Source organism: Vibrio sp. V23_P3S9T160, assembly GCF_963886625.1.
Lineage (GTDB): Bacteria > Pseudomonadota > Gammaproteobacteria > Enterobacterales > Vibrionaceae > Vibrio > Vibrio anguillarum.
Window position 1 is genome coordinate 1 of record NZ_CAWPDB010000162.1, and the last position, 19,512, is coordinate 19,512.

General features: G+C 45.3%; 21 protein-coding genes and 3 tRNA genes. 3 read left to right on the forward strand and 21 right to left on the reverse strand.

Going from position 1 to position 19,512, the window contains the following annotated elements; genetic code table 11:
- The 9 genes from AACU59_RS15250 to fkpA form a co-directional block, all read right to left on the reverse strand.
- The coding region (locus AACU59_RS15250) for a GTP-binding protein (RefSeq protein WP_337247331.1) at positions 1-215 on the reverse strand (215 nt) is incomplete at its 3' end.
- Positions 216-338: 123 nt separating this feature from the next.
- Positions 339-2,435: an elongation factor G gene (gene fusA / locus AACU59_RS15255; RefSeq protein WP_010318928.1), complete on the reverse strand. Its 2,097-nt coding sequence runs from the start codon at positions 2,433-2,435 to the stop codon at positions 339-341.
- Between the two features lie 75 nt (positions 2,436-2,510).
- Positions 2,511-2,981, reverse strand: a complete 471-nt coding sequence (rpsG, locus tag AACU59_RS15260) for a 30S ribosomal protein S7 (RefSeq protein ID WP_013857921.1) — start codon at positions 2,979-2,981, stop codon at positions 2,511-2,513.
- A 96-nt stretch (positions 2,982-3,077) separates the two neighbouring features.
- A complete protein-coding gene (rpsL, locus tag AACU59_RS15265) occupies positions 3,078-3,452 on the reverse strand; it encodes a 30S ribosomal protein S12 (RefSeq protein ID WP_010318930.1) in 375 nt (124 codons plus the stop codon).
- A 182-nt stretch (positions 3,453-3,634) separates the two neighbouring features.
- Complete coding sequence (gene tusB / locus AACU59_RS15270) at positions 3,635-3,910, reverse strand: sulfurtransferase complex subunit TusB (protein ID WP_010318931.1); 276 nt, start codon at positions 3,908-3,910, stop codon at positions 3,635-3,637.
- A gap of 9 nt (positions 3,911-3,919) precedes the next feature.
- Positions 3,920-4,276: a sulfurtransferase complex subunit TusC gene (gene tusC / locus AACU59_RS15275; protein WP_094144772.1), complete on the reverse strand. Its 357-nt coding sequence runs from the start codon at positions 4,274-4,276 to the stop codon at positions 3,920-3,922.
- Positions 4,273-4,677: a sulfurtransferase complex subunit TusD gene (tusD, locus tag AACU59_RS15280; protein ID WP_094144771.1), complete on the reverse strand. Its 405-nt coding sequence runs from the start codon at positions 4,675-4,677 to the stop codon at positions 4,273-4,275. The genes tusC and tusD overlap by 4 nt, the downstream gene beginning before the upstream one ends.
- Entirely contained in the window at positions 4,671-5,390 is a 720-nt protein-coding gene (locus AACU59_RS15285) for a helix-turn-helix transcriptional regulator (protein ID WP_013857924.1), read from the reverse strand. The genes tusD and AACU59_RS15285 overlap by 7 nt, the downstream gene beginning before the upstream one ends.
- A gap of 176 nt (positions 5,391-5,566) precedes the next feature.
- Positions 5,567-6,355 carry an FKBP-type peptidyl-prolyl cis-trans isomerase gene (fkpA, locus tag AACU59_RS15290; RefSeq protein ID WP_094144770.1) on the reverse strand — a complete coding sequence of 263 codons (789 nt, stop codon included), beginning with the start codon at positions 6,353-6,355 and terminating at the stop codon, positions 5,567-5,569.
- Between the two features lie 139 nt (positions 6,356-6,494).
- Here fkpA and AACU59_RS15295 point away from each other — a divergent pair, with 139 nt between their 5' ends.
- Entirely contained in the window at positions 6,495-7,475 is a 981-nt protein-coding gene (locus tag AACU59_RS15295) for a WD40 repeat domain-containing protein (protein WP_094144769.1), read from the forward strand.
- Positions 7,476-7,477: 2 nt separating this feature from the next.
- A complete protein-coding gene (locus AACU59_RS15300) occupies positions 7,478-7,705 on the forward strand; it encodes a SlyX family protein (protein ID WP_010318937.1) in 228 nt (75 codons plus the stop codon).
- 74 nt (positions 7,706-7,779) lie between these two features.
- On the opposite strand, the gene AACU59_RS15305 is transcribed toward AACU59_RS15300, so the two are convergent.
- From AACU59_RS15305 to tsaE, 9 genes are all read right to left on the reverse strand, one after another.
- Positions 7,780-7,968, reverse strand: a complete 189-nt coding sequence (locus AACU59_RS15305) for a DUF2065 domain-containing protein (RefSeq protein WP_017043313.1) — start codon at positions 7,966-7,968, stop codon at positions 7,780-7,782.
- A gap of 71 nt (positions 7,969-8,039) precedes the next feature.
- A complete protein-coding gene (gene hflC / locus AACU59_RS15310; protein ID WP_013857929.1) occupies positions 8,040-9,020 on the reverse strand; it encodes a protease modulator HflC in 981 nt (326 codons plus the stop codon).
- Between the two features lie 2 nt (positions 9,021-9,022).
- A complete protein-coding gene (gene hflK, locus AACU59_RS15315) occupies positions 9,023-10,216 on the reverse strand; it encodes an FtsH protease activity modulator HflK (protein ID WP_094144768.1) in 1,194 nt (397 codons plus the stop codon).
- A gap of 45 nt (positions 10,217-10,261) precedes the next feature.
- The gene (hflX, locus tag AACU59_RS15320) at positions 10,262-11,551 is read right to left on the reverse strand and encodes a ribosome rescue GTPase HflX (RefSeq protein ID WP_010318941.1); all 1,290 of its coding nucleotides are present in this window, start codon (positions 11,549-11,551) and stop codon (positions 10,262-10,264) included.
- Between the two features lie 41 nt (positions 11,552-11,592).
- Positions 11,593-11,859 carry an RNA chaperone Hfq gene (hfq, locus tag AACU59_RS15325; RefSeq protein WP_013857931.1) on the reverse strand — a complete coding sequence of 89 codons (267 nt, stop codon included), beginning with the start codon at positions 11,857-11,859 and terminating at the stop codon, positions 11,593-11,595.
- 181 nt (positions 11,860-12,040) lie between these two features.
- Complete coding sequence (miaA, locus tag AACU59_RS15330) at positions 12,041-12,988, reverse strand: tRNA (adenosine(37)-N6)-dimethylallyltransferase MiaA (RefSeq protein ID WP_094144773.1); 948 nt, start codon at positions 12,986-12,988, stop codon at positions 12,041-12,043.
- Between the two features lie 15 nt (positions 12,989-13,003).
- Positions 13,004-14,986: a DNA mismatch repair endonuclease MutL gene (mutL, locus tag AACU59_RS15335; protein WP_094144767.1), complete on the reverse strand. Its 1,983-nt coding sequence runs from the start codon at positions 14,984-14,986 to the stop codon at positions 13,004-13,006.
- Between the two features lie 2 nt (positions 14,987-14,988).
- A complete protein-coding gene (locus AACU59_RS15340) occupies positions 14,989-16,710 on the reverse strand; it encodes an N-acetylmuramoyl-L-alanine amidase (RefSeq protein WP_017043316.1) in 1,722 nt (573 codons plus the stop codon).
- Positions 16,704-17,168, reverse strand: a complete 465-nt coding sequence (gene tsaE / locus AACU59_RS15345; protein WP_010318946.1) for a tRNA (adenosine(37)-N6)-threonylcarbamoyltransferase complex ATPase subunit type 1 TsaE — start codon at positions 17,166-17,168, stop codon at positions 16,704-16,706. Before tsaE ends, AACU59_RS15340 begins: the two co-directional genes overlap by 7 nt.
- A gap of 220 nt (positions 17,169-17,388) precedes the next feature.
- On the opposite strand from tsaE, the gene queG reads away from it, so the two are divergent.
- Positions 17,389-18,519, forward strand: coding sequence for a tRNA epoxyqueuosine(34) reductase QueG (gene queG, locus AACU59_RS15350; RefSeq protein ID WP_094144766.1), 1,131 nt, complete (start codon positions 17,389-17,391; stop codon positions 18,517-18,519).
- Between the two features lie 559 nt (positions 18,520-19,078).
- On the opposite strand, the gene AACU59_RS15355 is transcribed toward queG, so the two are convergent.
- The 3 genes from AACU59_RS15355 to AACU59_RS15365 all read right to left on the reverse strand — a co-directional run bounded on the left by AACU59_RS15355 (position 19,079) and on the right by AACU59_RS15365 (position 19,484).
- Positions 19,079-19,145, reverse strand: a tRNA-Gly gene (locus AACU59_RS15355).
- Positions 19,146-19,178: 33 nt separating this feature from the next.
- Positions 19,179-19,255, reverse strand: a tRNA-Met gene (locus AACU59_RS15360).
- A gap of 153 nt (positions 19,256-19,408) precedes the next feature.
- Positions 19,409-19,484: transfer RNA gene (locus AACU59_RS15365), tRNA-Gly, on the reverse strand.
- Positions 19,485-19,512: the final 28 nt, after the last annotated feature.

Genomic DNA, 19,512 nt, shown 5'->3' on the forward strand with positions numbered 1-19,512 from the left:
GTATCGTACTCTACGTGAGAAGTATTGATTGTAATACCGCGCTCGCGCTCTTCTGGAGCGTTATCGATAGATGCGAAGTCTTTCGCTTCACCACCGTACACTTTTGCAAGTGTAGTACAGATAGCAGCAGTTAGAGTTGTTTTACCGTGGTCAACGTGGCCGATAGTACCAACGTTTACGTGCGGTTTCGTACGTTCAAATTTTGCTTTAGACACGATCGTGTTCCTTCCTAGTTATGATTCGTCTTGAGTCACATATAGCTCAAGACGCGCCAGAAATTGCTATTTTATGCGCCAACTCTCATCAGCGCAATAGATTCGTTATTAAACAAATAACAGTTAACCACGTTCTGCAATGATTGCTTCTGCAACATTTTTTGGCACATCAGCGTACTCTGCAAACTCCATGGAGTAAGAGGCGCGACCCTGAGTGGCAGATCGTAAGTCTGTTGCATAACCAAACATTTCCGATAGAGGGACTCTAGCATGGATAATCTTAAGGCCTGCATGGCCTTCATCCATACCTTCAATCATGCCGCGACGACGGTTTAAGTCACCCACAACATCACCCATCCAATCTTCTGGAGTAGTTACTTCAACTTTCATCATTGGTTCAAGAAGAACAGGCTGCGCTTCTAAAGCACCTTTCTTGAACGCCATCGAACCAGCAATCTTAAACGCCATCTCGCTTGAGTCGACATCATGATATGAACCATCGAATAATGTCGCTTTCACATCCAGAATCGGATAACCAGCTAACACACCGTTGTTCATTTGCTCTTCGATACCTTTCGCAACCGAGCTGATGTATTCCTTAGGAATCACACCACCAACGATTTCGTCGACAAAGACAAAGCCTTCACCGAGTTCCGCAGGTTCAATCTTAAGCCAAACGTGACCATATTGACCACGACCACCAGATTGACGAACGAACTTGCCTTCTACTTCCGCTTTTCCACGGATAGTTTCGCGGTAAGCCACTTGTGGTTTACCAACGTTACAGTCCACACTGAACTCACGCTTCATGCGATCAACAATGATGTCTAGGTGAAGCTCACCCATACCAGAGATCAACGTTTGACCTGTTTCCTTATCGGTTTCGACACGGAAAGATGGGTCTTCTGCCGCCAGTTTACCTAGCGCAATACCCATTTTTTCTTGGTCAGCTTTAGAGCGAGGCTCTACCGCAATTTGAATCACTGGCTCAGGGAATTCCATGCGCTCAAGAACCACTTTGTGGTCTGGGTTACACAGCGTATCGCCTGTCGTGACATCTTTTAAGCCGATCGCAGCCGCAATATCGCCAGCACGAACTTCTTTAATCTCTTCACGTTTGTTGGCATGCATCTGTACGATACGACCAAAACGTTCTTTTTTCTGTTTCACTGAGTTGTAAACGGCATCGCCAGAGTTCACCACACCAGAGTAAACACGCATGAAAGTCAATGTCCCAACAAATGGGTCAGTGGCAATCTTAAATGCAAGTGCCGAGAAAGGTTCGTTGTCGTCAGCGTGACGTTCTACTTCGTTCTCGTTTTCATCCACGCCTTTAATGGCTGGTACATCTACCGGTGAAGGCAAATATTCAACAACCGCATCCAACACCGCTTGTACGCCTTTATTTTTAAAGGCACTACCACAAGTGGCCAATACGATTTCATTGTTAATGGTACGAGTCCGTAGCGCTTGTTTGATTTCCGCTTCTGTCAGCTCGCCGTCTTCAAGATACTTTTCCATTAACTCTTCACTAGCTTCCGCTGCCGCTTCTACTAGGTTGTTGTGCCATTCTTCTGCCAACTCAAGCATATCTTCTGGAATGTCTTCGTAAGTAAACGTCATGCCTTGATCGGCTTCATTCCAGTTGATGGCTTTCATCTTGATAAGGTCGATGACACCTTTGAACTCTTCTTCCGCACCAATATTTAATTGAATAGGAACAGGAGTCGCACCAAGACGATGTTTAATTTGGTTTACAACGCGTAAAAAGTCTGCGCCAGCACGGTCCATTTTATTAACGAACACCATGCGAGGAACACCGTATTTGTCAGCTTGACGCCATACAGTTTCAGACTGGGGTTCAACACCAGATGAGCCACAGAATACAACCACTGCACCATCAAGCACACGAAGTGAACGCTCTACTTCAATTGTAAAGTCAACGTGTCCTGGGGTATCAATGATGTTTACGCGATGATCTTGGAACTGTGCTTCCATACCACGCCAGAAGGTTGTCGTAGCAGCAGAAGTGATAGTGATGCCACGTTCTTGCTCCTGCTCCATCCAGTCCATGGTTGCAGCACCATCGTGAACTTCGCCGATTTTGTGAGAAAGGCCAGTGTAGAACAGAATACGCTCAGTAGTGGTTGTTTTACCTGCATCTACGTGAGCACAGATACCGATGTTGCGGTAGCGCTCAATAGGAGTTTTCCGAGCCACGATTGTATCCTCTTACTAAGGTAATCCTTAGAGTATGAAAATGTGCTGCGAGAGAACCTCGCAGCACAGAAGGTATTACCAGCGGTAATGAGCGAATGCTTTGTTCGCTTCTGCCATACGGTGAACGTCTTCACGTTTCTTAACAGCAGTACCTTTATTTTCTGACGCGTCTAGCATTTCAGCAGCTAGGCGAGCAGCCATAGATTTTTCACCACGCTTACGCGCAGCATCAACTACCCAACGCATAGCAAGTGCGTTACGGCGAACCGGACGTACTTCTACTGGCACTTGGTAAGTTGAACCACCCACGCGGCGAGATTTAACTTCGACCGCTGGACGTACGTTTTCAAGAGCTTCTTCAAATACAGCTAAGTGACCTTTGCCAGATTTCTCAGCCATAGTGTCTAGTGCAGTGTAAACAATTTTCTCTGCAGTAGATTTTTTACCGTCAACCATAAGAATGTTAACGAATTTTGCCAGCAGTTCAGACTTGAACTTTGGATCTGGAAGGATCTTACGCTGACCAATAACGCGACGACGTGGCATGGATATTCTCCGTTGTCTTTTTCAGGTTATCCAAAACTTTTCAGTTTCTTCAAAAATTAAATAATTTAGTGTTTGGCCTTACTTAACGGAAATCCATTAAGATTTAGGACGTTTCACACCGTATTTAGAACGAGCTTGTTTACGGTCGTTTACGCCTGCACAGTCAAGTGCACCACGGATTGTGTGGTAACGCACACCTGGAAGGTCTTTTACACGACCGCCACGGATAAGAACAACTGAGTGCTCTTGAAGGTTGTGACCTTCACCGCCGATGTACGAAGTCACTTCGAAGCCGTTCGTTAGACGAACACGACATACTTTACGAAGTGCTGAGTTAGGTTTTTTAGGTGTAGTAGTGTAAACACGTGTACATACACCACGTTTTTGTGGGCACGCTTCTAGTGCTGGCACGTTGCTTTTAACAACTTGCTTTACACGAGGATTGCGGACCAACTGGTTAATAGTTGCCATTAACTAGCTCCTGAATTTACTTAAAGTAAGCTTTGTGAAAAATCTAGTCCCTAGTGCACTTAGTACAAATAGGGACGCAAAATTCTATGCAGCAGTGAGAGGTGTGTCAAGAAATATACAGATCTTTTTTAACCACCATAAGTAAAGGGTGGGTAATAGAGGGGTAATAGTGATAAGAAAATCTACCAAGTGATTGATTTTTCATGATTAGTAGTAAGTTCAACCAAACCAGAGAAATCCACTTTGGTAATTTGTACTGAGCAGAGATCCTGTACCCCACGCGCGCAGAGATCCTCAAGTAAGACATAAACCCTGTTCAGATCGTTGAGTAGTAAAAAAGAGCCCGCACTAGGGTTACTCATATAAACTGCTTCTTCAACCAAGATAATACTATCCTCAGCCAAACAATAACGCTGCGCTAAGGCCAGTTTTGCCGTGTCTTTTACAATATGCAGCATAGGTACACCTTAGAAAGTTAGTACTTGATCGCACTCGTGAAGTAAGTGAGCGATTTGCTGAGGCGATTTTTTTTCAACATCAATTACCCATTGAGCTGATGCTAACCCCAACTCTTCAACGCTTTGCTCACACAGATAAAGGTGTTCAATATCGTATAACTCAAGCAGTTTAAACGCACTGATGTAATCACGGCTAAGCAGTTGTTGCGGTGATTGGTTGGCGACGATTTGCGTCACCCCAAGCCCAACAAAAAAGAGCGAGATCGCATCACAATAGGCAGAGGCTGCCAGTACAGCATCTAGCCCTTCTCTTCCAGCCGAACTAGAATGAGGCGAAGAATGAAAAACAAAACCGATTTTTTTCAAAACTGTACCACTCGATCTTGAGTTAATAACGCTTCAGCTAAGCTTCCTAACCCAGTTTGTGCAAAACATTGTGCCAAATTATACGCCGTGAGCTGGTGTTGCTGAGCTTCATTTTCACTGATAATGCCACGACGTAACGCTGCAGCAACACAGGTTTCTAAGCGTACATGGTGTTCAGTAGACAGCTTCTGCCATGCTTTCACAAGATCAAACTCATCGTTCGCAGGCGCGGTGATCGCAGAGCCATTGAAAACACCATCTTGATAAAAAAATACTTGCTTGAGTGAATGCCCTTTTTCTAGCAATGCACAGGCAAACAGATAAGCACTACGCGCTGCCTGTGTGCCATACACTGAGCCATTGACCAATAATGTGTAACTCAATACTGGCTCCACTAACATTCATCTCCGGTCTTGCGTTGGCGAATGTAGAGATAGACAGTATGTTTAGAGATATTGAGCCGATCAGCTACGCGGTTAATCGCATCTTTGATGTCAAAAATGCCTTTGTCGTACAGCTCCATCACGATCTGACGGTTCTTGGTATTGTTAGACACTGATTTATCGGCGTTGATCTCTTCGATGGTACGCTCTACCGTCTGATCCACCAGCTCTTCTACATCACTGGCAAAGTTAACCGATGAGGCGGCTTCCTGAGCTTCCTGAGTGGGCATGAATGATTGCAGAACTTGTGAGAACGGAGCATCTAAATTGACGTTGATACAAAGTAAGCCAATAACTCGGTTATCGCCATTACGAATCGCGACCGTAATCGATTTCATCAACACACCACCCTTGGCGCGAGAGAAATACGATCGTGAGAAGTTACGCTCCGATCCTTCAATATCTTTTAACATACGCAGTGCAAGATCAGTGATCGGGGAACCCACTTGACGCCCCGTGTTTTCACCATTGGCAATTTTAATCGCCGAGGTATTGAGATCTTCCAATGAGTGCAGAACGATCTCACAAAAAGGGCCAATCAAACTGGCAATACCGTCAACCACGGCTTCATAAGATCGAAGAATGATTTTATCGTGGTCACTAAATGGCATCACGTGCACGGATTCCATTTCAAGCAACATATCCGCATTTAGAGTTTCTGTCGTTGTCACTGTTATCTAGCCTTAGAGCGAAAAATCAACAAATTGACGTAAGTTTATCAGAAAATTTTAATCGAAAACTCTGTTAAGTCACTAACAAGTGATTTAGGACAACTAATTAGTGAGTCGTTAGAGACAGAAAAGGCCTGATTCATCAGGCCTTTGAGGGAATTATAACGGTTCAACCATTACTTAGCCGCATCGCTACCGTTATCAATTTTTAGCAACTCCACTTCAAACACAAGTGTTGAGTTTGCTGGAATAGTCGGTGTGTCTTGCTCGCCGTAAGCCAGTTGCGGCGGGATAACAAACTTGTATTTTGCTCCCACTTGCATCAGTTGCACACCTTCTGTCCAACCAGGAATAACCCGATTGAGTGGGAATGTCGCTGGCTCACCACGATCATACGAGCTATCAAATTGAGTACCGTCAGCCAGTGTCCCTTTGTAATGCACTTGAACAGTATCGGTCTCTTTTGGTGACTCACCTGTAGCAGGTGTCAATACTTGATAAAGTAAACCAGATTCAGTTTTCTTTACGCCATCTTGTTTTTCAAATTCAGCGCGGAATTCATCACCAGCTTTTTCTGCAGCAGCCGCTTTTTCAGCGGCTTTTGCTTGCATGGTTTCAGAAACGCGTTTATCTAGAGCTTCTAGCGCTGCGCGTGTCTCTTCTTCACTCAACTCAGCATTGCCCGCGAAGACATGTTCAATCCCTTTTAGAACCAGATCTTTATTCAGATTGATACCAATTTCGGCTGGTTTCTCAATGCTGGTGCTGAGGTAATTTGCAAAAGAGACGCCAATCGCGTAAGCCGCTTTGTCATCTTCTGTTTTAAAGTGAACCGTTTTTCCCGCTTCCGTTTGTACTTGTTCTGCTGCAGGCGCTGCTTCAGTTTTAGGGGCTTCATCTTTCTGGCAGCCAACTGCAAGCATGACGGTTGCTGCAAGCAGTGACACTTTAAACAATGATTTCATTTATTTCTCCAATTTGTAGGATAACCTTTTGTCATTACGCACAAATCTTAGTGAAAAGCTGGTGCGCAAAACTGAGTTGTACCAATATAGCGATATGTTGATAGATTGTCTTTACACTCAAAGCGGATAATTAGACTTAATGCGAATAATTTCTCATTCAATCCTAGGTTGCATTGTCATCTTGATGTTAAATGGCTGTTTTTTCTCTGACAGCGATGTGCAACGTTGGGATCTCGAACCAAACGGTTCGACCAGTTTCGGTTTAAGCCGTGATGGTCGTTTTGCGCTGCTCTATTCTAAACAAAGACAGCTCGTTCTATGGGATCTTGAACAAAACAAAACCTTAGCCGAATTGGGACCTCAAGACCTACAAACCAATACCGTGTCTCATATTCGACTCTCTGATAATGGCCGTTTTGCCGTGACCGCTAGCCAAATTAACTTTGCCGTATGGGACTTAGGTTGGACACAAGCTCAAGGTTTGTGGTCCATCTCCGATGGGCTGATCCGAGACATTGACATTGCCAATAACGGAAAACAAGTTCTGCTCGGTTTATCCAATGGTAAAGCGATTTACGTCGATTTAGTCACTGGACGCCGGCTAGAGTTCCTTGCTCATCGAGAAAAAGTAAATTCTGTCGCCCTATCGCCAAATGGACGCTTTGCTCTGACGGGAGGTAATGATTATTTTGCCTACCTTTGGGATACGCAAAGTGGGCAAATTTTACGATCGTTTGAACATGAGCAGCGGGTTAATCGAGTCGCCTTGCAGCGAGAAGGCAAATTAGCCTTTACCTCCGATGGTGGTAATCAATCCATTATTTGGGATCTCTCCTCGGGTAAGGAACAGGCGCAATTGCGCAGTTTTTCACGACAATTGATCTTCTCTACGGCGCGTTTTTCCGATGATGGCAGGTTGCTTGTGACAGGGAATCCTTCAAGCCAAGTCGCGGTTTGGGATACTCAAAATGGTAAAAAACAGCAAGGATTCGAAGTAGAACCGCTAAAAGATGCTCGCCCACCCACGGCGGTGGTGTATGATGCGGCCTTTGATCATCAGCAACGAATTATTACCGGAAGCTCTGCAGGTATTGCTCAAGCTTGGAAACTCGACGATTAGTTATGAACGATAAATATATTCAGCAATTAGAACAGCGTGTTAGTGACTTGGAATGCCAACTTGCTTTCCAAGAACAAACCATTGATGAACTCAATCAAGCATTATCAACACAGCAGCTCATGCTGACGAAAATGCAAGACCAAATGAAATATGTAGCTGGTAAAGTCAAAAATATGGATGCCTCACATTTAGCGGATCCATCAGAAGAGACTCCACCACCTCACTATTGATAGTGATGATAGTGATGATAGTGATGATAGTGATGATAGTGATAATAAATCGGTTACCGCGCTATTGTGCATCACTATCGTGCGAAGTAGTACGCAATGATGCCCCCTGCAACGACGAGACAACCACCGATGCGGCGCAGTTGATGATCGGGCTGCTGGCTGAGCTCCGCCACCATCTTTCTCCAGCCATTAGGGGCGATTAACGGTCCAATACCTTCTGCAATTAACACCAGCCCCACAGCAAGCCAGATTGAATTCGACATAGTGCCTTCTCTCTTAAAGCCAATAAACGACAAAGGCTCCCTGAAGGAGCCTTTGAATAAACAACGGTCAATTATTTCGTTGTCAAACCTTTGGTGTTATTCATGTACTTGAAGAAATCACTCTTAGGATCAAGCACCAAGATATCACTCTTCTCGCTGAATGATTTCTCATAGGCTTTCAGCGAACGTAAGAACCCGTAAAACTCAGGATCTTTACTGTACACATCTGAGTAAATCTTCGCCGCTTTAGCATCAGCATCACCGCGAGTTACGCGAGCCGTTTTATCCGCTTCCGCTAAGATAGTCGCCACTTCAAGTTCAGCTTGAGCGCGAATGACTTCGGCTTTTTCACGACCTTGAGAGCGGTGTTTACGAGCTACTGACTCACGTTCAGCACGCATACGACGATAGATAGACTCACTGATCTCATCTGGGAGATTGATTTTCTTAATACGGAAATCAACCACTCTGACGCCTAAATCTTTCAGTGCGCCTTTACGCGTATCTTCCAACACATTTTCCATCACTTGGTCACGCTGACCATCGATTTCCAATGCTTGTTTCGCAGCCTCGGTCGTGACGACTTCGTCATCAGCACTTTCCGGCAAGACATCTTTATTACGTGGGCCCGAAACAATTTGTTTGATTTCACGAGAACCGATTTCAGAACGAAGAATGTCTGTCACTTTACGCTCTAACAGTGCTTGTGCCGTCAATGCATTGCCACCACCAGTTGCCAAGTAGTATTGACCAAAGTCTTCAATACGCCATTTGACATAGGTATCGATGATCACATCTTTTTTCTCTGAAGTCACGAAACGGTCAGAGCGGCCATCCATTGTTTGGATGCGCGCATCTAACGTTCTTACTCGATCAAACAGTGGCATTTTAAAATGCAAACCCGGTTCGTAGATTCGAGCAATTTCATTGTTATCTTTCAGAATACGACCGAAACGGACAACAATACCGCGCTCACCTTCAGGAATCACAAACAGCGACATCAACATCAATACCAGTGCAATCACTAATACTGGGATCATTAACTTACGCATTACTAGTATCTCCCTTGACGTGTATTGCTAGAGCGAGACGGTGTATTACCTGTATCACTGCTGGTTGGTGAATCAAGCTCTATCTGATCATAGGTTGATGATGATTTATCTTGACGTTTGGTGTCATTCTTACTGTCTTGGCCTGTAATTCGATCCAACGGTAGATAAAGCATATTGCCACTGGATTCTGAATCAATTAGCACTTTAGATGTGTTTGAATACACCTCTTCCATAGTATCTAGGTAGAGACGATTACGTGTCACATCTGGCGCGGCTTGATACTCAGGGAGCAGTTTTTCAAACTGTGCCACTTGACCCAATGCTTCGTTAATCGTGCGTTCTGTATAACCTTGCGCTTCTTTCTTCAAACGTTCTGCTCGGCCTGTTGCTTTAGGCAGGATTTCGTTCTTATACGCTTCAGATTCACGAATGAAACGCTCTTCATCTTCTCGCGCCGCAATCGCATCATCGAACGCATCTTTCACTTGCTCTGGCGGACGAGCCGACTGGAAGTTGACATCGACAATCATTAAGCCCATATCATAGCTATCAATGATTTGATTCAAGGTCGTTTGGGTACTTTGACGAATTTGCTGACGGCCACTGGTTAAGATACTGTCCATCAAAGAATCACCAACCACGGCACGTAATGCTGAGTCAGTTGCTTGGCGTAAGCTATCGTCAGCATTAGTCACACGATACAAGTACTTGTATGGATCAGACACGCGATATTGTACATCCATGCCAACAGTGACCACGTTTTCATCTTTGGTTAGCATCAAACCCGATGCACGTAGTGAGCGAATCGCTTGTACGTTAACGGCCGTCACTTCATCAACAAAGCGAGGACGCCAGTTCAAACCTGGATCAACGATGCGATCATACTTACCTAAGCGCAGCACGACGCCACGCTCAGCTTCACCAATCGTATAGAAACCAGAAAAGAACCACACTGCAACAGCGATTGCAGCAATGACTCCAAAGCCAATTGCGCTACCACCAGAGAATGAAGGGCCTTTACCGTCTTTCTTACCAAATCGTCCGCCCAGTTTCTGGCTCAGTTTATTGAAAACCTCATCCAAATCTGGCGGTCCTTGATCACGGCCACCTTTATTTTTGTCACCACGATTATTACCCCAAGGGTCATTATCGCGGCCATTGTTGCCGTTGTTATTACCGGGCTCATTCCACGCCATTAGAAAGCTCCATCATTTGATATGACGTTATACTGTAGCAGTCCTTTAAGTAACTATAAAGTCACGCAAAACTGCTTCTTCTCTTTTTTCTAGTCTAAACCAATCAACTTGCTGCATACGAATGTTAATCAACAAATTACCATCTGGATCATATTCTTCTTGTTGAATACATTTCATTTGTGAAAATGCACTACGAATGCGACCTTGGTGCAGTGGTGGAATACACAATTGATATTGAATGACTTGACTCGCTAATCGCTCTGTCAATGCTTCGAAAAGCAGATCAATACCTTGTCCATCCATGGCTGATAACCACACGGTTCTCGGTATTCCCTCATCATCTTTTTCGATGCGAGGTTGTTGGCCTTCTAGATTATCGATCTTGTTCATGACGACAAGCGTTGGCACCTCATGGGCGTCAATCTCTTCTAATACATCATGGACGGCTTTGATATTCTCACGAAAACGCTCATCACTGGCATCAACAACATGTAACAAAATGTCAGCTTCTTGAGTTTCTTGTAACGTGGCTTTAAATGCTGCAACTAAATCGTGCGGCAGATGACGAATAAATCCTACGGTGTCAGCGAGAACGGCAGTACCAACGTCCGCCAATTCGATTTTCCGCAAGGTAGGATCTAGGGTTGCAAACAGTTGATCGGCTGCATAAACCCCAGCTTCAGTAATGCGATTAAATAACGTTGATTTCCCCGCATTGGTATAACCCACTAGCGATATGGTGGGAATCTCAGCTCGATTTCGAGCTCGGCGTCCTTGTTCTCGCTGCTTAGCGACCTTCTCTAAGCGGCGTAATATCGCTTTAATACGTTCACGCAATAAACGTCTGTCGGTTTCTAGCTGCGTTTCACCAGGTCCACGTAAGCCTATACCGCCTTTTTGTCGCTCAAGGTGCGTCCAACCACGAATTAATCGCGTAGAGATGTGGCGCAATTGTGCCAGCTCTACTTGCAACTTCCCTTCATGGGTTCGTGCTCGTTGGGCAAAAATATCGAGGATGAGACCAGTACGGTCAATCACTCGACATTGGCATAGTTGTTCAAGATTACGTTCTTGGGCAGGAGAAAGGGCGTGATTGAAGATCACCACATCCGCTTCAACAAGTTGAACCGCATGCGCTATCTCTTGGGCTTTGCCCTCACCGACATAATATTTAGGGTGTGGAGTTTGACGGCTGCCAGTAATAATTTGCAGTGTCGACACTCCAGCAGAAGAAACCAGCATTTCACACTCGCTGAGATCATCCCACTCACCCTTTTGCGTGAAGTTGATATGAACAAGTACCGCTCGCTCACCGGCTTCGTAACGGTCAAACAAGCAACCAACTCCTTTGTAAGTAAATAATACTAATCAGAGAATTACTCTTCTGATTTGTCTGATGGACGATCAGACCCAGTGCGTGGCTCAGCAGTGTGGTGGCTCACTGCACGTGCAGGAACAACCGTTGAAATCGCATGCTTATACACCATTTGATTGACTGTGTTTTTCAGTAAGATCACAAATTGATCAAAGGATTCAATCTGACCTTGAAGCTTAATTCCGTTCACAAGGTAGATGGATACTGGAATGCGCTCACGACGTAGTGCATTTAAGAATGGGTCTTGTAGAGATTGCCCCTTAGCCATTTTATTTTCCTTATTTGTATTTTGTTGTAGTTATTTAGCTAGTGGTGCACTGCATTATTGGTGCGGCCTTTGCATCTGAGCTAAATGAATAAAAACCCCGTTGCTACTTGTTATGACGGCGATAATGCCAAATATCAAGTAACGGATCCTTTACAGGGTACATCACGCAAAAGCGATCACATTATACACAGCTAACTCCATCAGATGCTATGGCATTTGAGAGAGTTTCTACTGCATGATCAATGTTTTCGCTATCTAACCAAGTTAAATCATCCCAGCTGCGTAACCAGGTGATCTGACGCTTGGCCAATTGACGGGTTGCACAGATTCCACGATATACCGCTTCCTCTAACGTACAATCCCCATCCAAATAGTCCCACATTTGTCGATAACCAACACAGCGAATCGATGGCAAATCCGGATGAAGATCATTTCGAGCATAAAGTGCTTTCATTTCCTCTTCAAATCCAGCTTCGATCATCTTTTCAAACCTGAGTTCGATTCGACGGTGGAGCTCAGCCCTTTCCTTGGGAGCTATAGCAAACTGCTTAACTCGAAATGGCAGGCTTTCACCTTTCGTTTGAGTTAACTCTGTAAGAGTTTTACCTGAAATTCGGTAAACTTCCAATGCTCGTGACAATCTTTGTGGATCATTAGGATGAATTCTTGCCGCCGAAACCGGATCAATCGTTTGTAATTGATCGTGTAACTGACCCCAACCATGCTCCAAAGCCTCTTGCTCAATTTGTTGCCGTATCTCAGGGTTAGCCGCAGGAAGTGGCGAAAGCCCTTCAAGTAGAGCCTTGTAATACAACATAGTTCCCCCAACGAGCAGAGGAATTTTACCTTGCGCGGTAATATCATGCATTGCAAGTAATGCATCGCGACGAAAATCCGCCGCCGAATAGGCTTCACTTGGATCCAAAATATCGATCAGACGATGGGGAGCGAGTACCAGTTCATGCGCATTAGGTTTGGCGGTGCCAATATCCATGCCTTTGTAGATCAGCGCCGAGTCGACACTGATGATTTCCACTGGGTATTTTTGGCGCAAACGAATCGCCAAATCTGTTTTACCTGATGCGGTCGGGCCCATTAAAAACAGAGCCAATGGTTGTGTTTGATTCATCATTCTTTTAATTCGTTATGCCAACAAGGCCGCTATGGTGGTAGAAAAATCAACGGGGCGGACGAAACTTGCATCATGAAGAGGAAGTTGCCCTTGCCAAAGCTGTTCAAGTTCCGAAATCATTTGTATGGCTTCAGACAAAGTGTAGTCACTTTTCACCACAGTGATGTGTTCAGCCAGCCAATCGGCAACAAGATCCGCCGTAATAGGTTCATCATCAGCCGTAAAATTAGCGGACACGTAAGATAGCAGATCTGGGATTAAGTTTTGCAGGTTTTGTTGCCTCAACGGTTGAGGTACGCCCATCACCATGATGCTTGAACCATGACGTTCTTTAAGCTCAATCCCTAGCGTATTCAACATCGGCTGGCAATGCGTTAACGCTTGATGTTCTTGTGCTGAGAGCTTTATGGAGAGCGGCACGAGTAAAGGTTGGCTTTTCAAGCCGCCTTGTTCGGTATGCAATTGGCCGCGAGTTTTCAGCCATGCTCCTTTGATAAGAGAAAGCAATACGACGCCCTGTTTGGACCCCATTAACAGGTACTGCCCTTTGATTACCGCAATAGCTTTACCCAACTGTTCGAGCTGCAGCACTTCACCTTTATCTTGATGTGCGATAGGAGAAAGTTCGACTGCAGAAGCCGGCGGTTGAGTTGCCATCAGCTCTTGATAGAGCTTCACTTCTCCGCTCGAAGGTGAGGCCGTTGGCTGGCGATCAGCTTTCGCCCGAGAAGAAGATGGAGAGCCGTTTTGCTGCCAATGGCTACGCTTTGGCGTTTCAGCTATGCCGTGCGCGGTTGTGCTTTCTCGCTCTGCTTTTCTTGGATAAGCGGGAGTGTTGTCGACAGCTTGCCACACTTGCTCTGGAACGGTGTTATGCCCCTCAGTTTTTTGGCACACACTATCAATTGCAGTGTCATTCTCAATGCGATCCACAGTCGCCGCATCGGGCTGATGAAAAGCCGATGGTTTGAGCTGCGGCTTCTCAATGTGCTTGCTTTCAGCCAGTGCACTACTGAGTGCTTGATAGATAAAATCATGCACTAATCGCGCTTGATGGAAACGCACCTCATGTTTCGCGGGATGGACATTCACATCCACTTGATGGGGATCGAGCTCAATGAAGAGTACATAAGTGGCGAACTGATCGCCTCTCAGGCTGGTTTCATAACTTTGCCGGATAGCATGATTAATCAGCTTGTCACGCATCATCCGCCCATTAACGTGGCAGTATTGCAAATCACTCTGCTGGCGCGCGCCTTCTGGAGTCGTTATCCAACCATGCAAGCGAAGCCCTTGATGTTCCAACTCAATGTTCAGCATATGGCGAACAAAAGCGTTGCCACACACAGCCGCGATTCTTTTTTCCTCTTGAGCAGCCGTTTTAGCCGCTCGATATTGACGCACCATCTTGCCGTTATGGCGCACATTGATGGTCACATCAAACCGGCTCAAAGCAATGCGTTTTAGTAGCTCATCAATGTGAGTAAATTCTGTTTTCTCTGTGCGTAAAAATTTGCGCCGAGCGGGCGTATTAAAGAACAGATCGAGCACTTCAACAGACGTTCCAATCGGGTGTGCGGTTGGCTGCAACTTAACCGCCATATCTCGACCTTCACTGTATGCTGCCCAAGCTTGTTCTTGCGTGGCTGGACGAGACGTCAATGTAAGCCGAGAGACTGAGCTAATACTCGCGAGCGCTTCTCCACGAAAACCTAGGCTGACGATCGCCTCTAAATCATCTAAGGTGTGAATTTTAGAAGTTGCATGGCGGCTTAAAGCGAGCGCCAATTCCTCTTTTACTATCCCTTGCCCGTTATCTCGCACACGAATGAGCTTCGTACCTCCCTTTTCGATATCGATATCGATACGAGAGGCGCCCGAATCCAAGCTATTTTCCACCAGCTCTTTGACGACGGAAGCCGGCCTTTCAACCACTTCACCTGCGGCAATTTGGTTAGCAAGACGTGCGGGTAGAATCTTAATCGTCATACTCATTACTACTTATTGGGAATGATCAACACTTGCCCTATGGCGAGCTGATCAGACCGAAGTTGGTTTACTTGGCGAATACTATTCAGACTCACTTGATATTGGCTGGCAATTTTGCTCAAAAACTCGCCTTTTTCAACTTTATGCTTACGCAGCGGCTTATCCTTCAAACTCACCGTTATCTTCAGTTTCTGCCCCAGCGTTAAGGTGTCTGAACGCAAGTTATTCTCGCGTTTAATCGCATCCACACTCACTTTATACGTGCTCGCTATCTTGCCCAAATACTCGCCAGATTTCACCACATGCGTAACAATTTCCGTTTCTACTGGGTTGCTGACCACAGGAACGCGAATCGGAGCTGACGTGGCCGGAATCGTTAAGATTTGACCAATCGACAAATTGGCATTTTTTAGTTTGTTGGTTGCGATTAATGCTTGAGTCGAGGTGCCATATTTATTAGCGATAACCGAGAGTGATTCACCACGCTGCACTTTGTGCTTTTGCGTCTTACCGCGATTAGCAAACAGAGTGCCCTCGGGTGGGTTTTCTTCAAAATACTTGACAATAGCGGTTGCCAATGCGCGAGCCAATTTATCTTGATGCGAGCGCTGAAATAGCAATTGTTCCTCGGTAGGGTTAGAAATAAAACCTGTTTCAACCAACACCGAAGGAATATCGGGCGACTTAAGTACTGCCAAACTTGCGTTGACTGGCTCTGCTTTATGTAAGTGGGCTACTTTTCCCATTTCGCCTAGCAGATGAGTTGCCACCTTGTAACCCTCTTTTTGTGAGTGACTAAATTGTAAGTCCAGCAAGGTTTGGCTAACGTTTCGATCGCTATTGTTTTTTGCCAGCACTTCACCAGCCCCACCTAACAGTTCTGATTGCTGTTCGTGGTTCTCAACCCAGCGAGCTATTTCCGTATTCGCACGCTTGGTATTTAACACAAACACCGAGCCCCCCCTAGGTTGCGGGGTATGAAACGCATCGGCGTGAATGGAGACAAGTAGGTGTGACTTATTACGGCGCGCAATTTCAGAACGTTTATTGAGATTGACAAAGTAATCGCCACTGCGTGTCATGACCGCCTTCATTCCTGGAACGGCGTTAATTTGATCTGCGATCTTCTTGGAGATACTTAAGGTGGCATTTTTTTCATATTTTTTGGTCGGGCCAATCGAGCCGGGATCTTCTCCGCCATGACCAGCATCAATAGCGACCACGATATCCTCGGTTCCTAATAACTGCGAAGCATCGCGGCTCACTTTAGTTTGGCTGGCCGGTTTTACTGTCGCCTTGTCGCTATCCAAATTGTGGGGTAAATCAACCACCAAACGATGCCCATACTGACCACCCGGCGTTGGTGCAAGTTTAAATGGCTGAGGGTTCACTTTGCGCTGTAACTCAAACACCAAGCGATACGTCCCTTTCTCCGGAGGCGAGCTATTACGAATTTGCTTGAGAACAGGGCTATCCGTGACTTTAAGCGGCAATTTTGTATTAAGCGTGGTGTTTTTTAAATCCACCACCAAACGCTCGGGGCTGCTTAAGGTGAAATAGCTATAATCCGCTTCAGTTTTGAGATCGATAACCACTCTAGTTTCATCTGGAGAGGGCCAAACGCGCACGCCTTCTAATGCATTCGCGTGCGTCGTTGAAGTAAATAAAGCACAGCCCCAAACCGCAAGCGATAGAGTTATCGTTCGTAACAAATGGATGATGTTCAACATAACTCCAACTGACTCAGCAATGAGGATCCATAGGGGCTGTTTGCACTCAGAAAAGCTTGCCTTTGTTCGCCATCGTAGCGTAGCTCAACATCAATATCTGCGGTTGGAAGTAGACCGCTGCCTTTTTCTGGCCACTCAACAAGGCAGATCGCATCCGGTGTGAAATAGTCACGAATACCCATAAATTCCAACTCTTCCGGATCGGCCAAGCGATAAAGATCAAAATGGTATACTTGCCAATCGGCTAGTTGATAAGGTTCAACTAAGGTATAAGTCGGGCTCTTGACGTTGCCAACATGGCCTAATGCGCGGATGAAGCCACGGCTGAAGGTTGTTTTTCCAGCACCGAGATCACCATGCAAATAAAGCGTGGTTTGCGCAGAGCATCGCTTAGCCAAAGCTGCGCCTAATTTTACCGTTTGCTGTTCGTCTTTTAAGGTAAAGATCTTAGTACTCATGAATTACCGCTCTCAAGTGTCGAAAATTGACTATATAAAAATCAAAAGAACTCGAATAGTAAACTGGGTTGGAATTGAGAGACAAGCTCTCTTCTGTAAGTAAAAGGAAAAAACTCGCTTTTTATGTCAGTTTAATCCACATCACAGACGATCATTTCCTAGATCCTCAATAAAGGATCCGTTAAGATCCTCGCCCCTTTTTGCAACGAGCTCATCGATAATGGACTACCAAGTACTGGCAGACAAAATTAAAATCTGGGCACGTGAACTTGGCTTCGAAAAGGTCGGGATCTGCGATATCGATCTCAGTGAGCACGAAGAGTCTTTGCAGAAATGGTTGGATGCTGGATTTCACGGTGAAATGGACTGGATGGCGCGCCATGGCATGATGCGAGCTAGGCCACATGAACTCCTTCCCGGCACCGTCCGTGTGATCAGCGCACGCATGAATTACTTACCCCCAGATGCTCGGTTTGCCAGTGATTTGAATAATCCCAATTACGCTTATATCAGCCGCTACGCTCTGGGGCGTGACTACCATAAACTGGTACGCAACCAGCTCAAAAAACTCGGCGAAAAGATTGAACAAGAAGTGGGGGCACTCGGTTATCGCCCTTTTGTGGACTCCGCCCCAATACTAGAGCGGCCTTTAGCACAAAAAGCTGGACTTGGTTGGACTGGCAAGCATTCGCTTATCCTTGATAAAGAGAGTGGTTCTTGGTTTTTTCTTGGTGAACTACTGATTGATTTGCCGCTGCCAGTCGATACACCAAGCAGTAATCAATGTGGCAAATGCACTGCCTGCATCACCTCATGCCCTACACAAGCCATCGTGGAAGACGGTGTTGTTGATGCTCGCCGATGCATCTCTTACCTCACCATAGAATATGATGGCGTAATTGCTGAAGAGTTTCGCAAGGCAATGGGTAACCGCATTTACGGCTGTGATGATTGCCAGTTGGTCTGCCCTTGGAATCGCTTTTCCGACCTCACTCAACAAAGTGATTTTCATCGCCGTCAAGCACTGGATGAACCAGACTTAGTTGAACTGTTTGCTTGGGATGAGGCCACCTTCTTACGTTATATGGAAGGTTCGGCTATTCGCCGAATTGGCCACCAGCAATGGTTGCGTAATCTTTCCATCGCTTTAGGAAACGCGCCACATTCACAACGCATTATCGCAGCGCTAAACACAAGGTTAGGCTTGTCTGATTTATTAGACGAACATATACATTGGGCGCTAGTAGAACAAAAACGAAAATCATCAGAGCCAGCGAGTGCATGCTCTAGCAATAAGAAGCAGCAGCGCTTAATTCGAATTGTCGAGAAAGGGTTACCGCGTGATGCGTAAAAAATGAGGTAATTGCATAACTAATGAGCACAGACTTTGATATGTATCTCAAAATACCAATTTGTGGACAAAATTTTAAACACGACACTGTTTTCTATAATTAAGAAAAGTTAGCCACATCAGCAATTAATGACAAGGATCAAAGATCTTGATATTAATGATCATACAGTTAGTTGACCTAATGGTGACAAAATAACAAAAATCAATTTAAAAACAATTAGTTACACAGAAAGACAGCAAGATTAGAGAACAGAGCCGCATTAAAAGATCTTTCACTGACGCTTACCAGCACTTCACTAAAAACACGTTATACACCAACTTATCCACAATTAATTTTTGTGGATAACTCTGTTAATGAATACGAATAAATAGCGACGAAAAGCCAGATTCTACAGAGACTAACCTGTGTATTGAAATTCAGCACGTAAGTTATCAAGACGGCAATAAATCCGCTTAGAACTGCAGATTATTTTTATTTTAGGGAGTTATGCTTCACAGCATTAAAGAAAGAGCATAAACCAAATACTGGTTTGAGTTCAGAGAATACTCTGAAAGAAGCTGGAACGACACATAACCGTTACCTCAACCTTGGCAAGGTTGCGCTCTACCAACTGAGCTAGTGTCGCAATGATTAATCGCATTCACGCTTAATCTGAATTTGGTTGCGGGGGCCGGATTTGAACCGACGACCTTCGGGTTATGAGCCCGACGAGCTACCAAGCTGCTCCACCCCGCGTCCGTATTGTGTCACCGTTAAGTACGATGAAAACTTACACTCTCTAACAAGAGAATTTGTAGCGACACACGAGGTTCACTTTCTTTAAACAAAGAGTCGTGACCTCAACCTTAACTAGGTTGTGCGGCGCTATTCTTTTCTTCGAAAAGAATCTGGAGCGACACACGAGGTTCGAACTCGTGACCTCAACCTTGGCAAGGTTGCGCTCTACCAACTGAGCTAGTGTCGCAATGATTAATCGTATTTACGCTTAATCT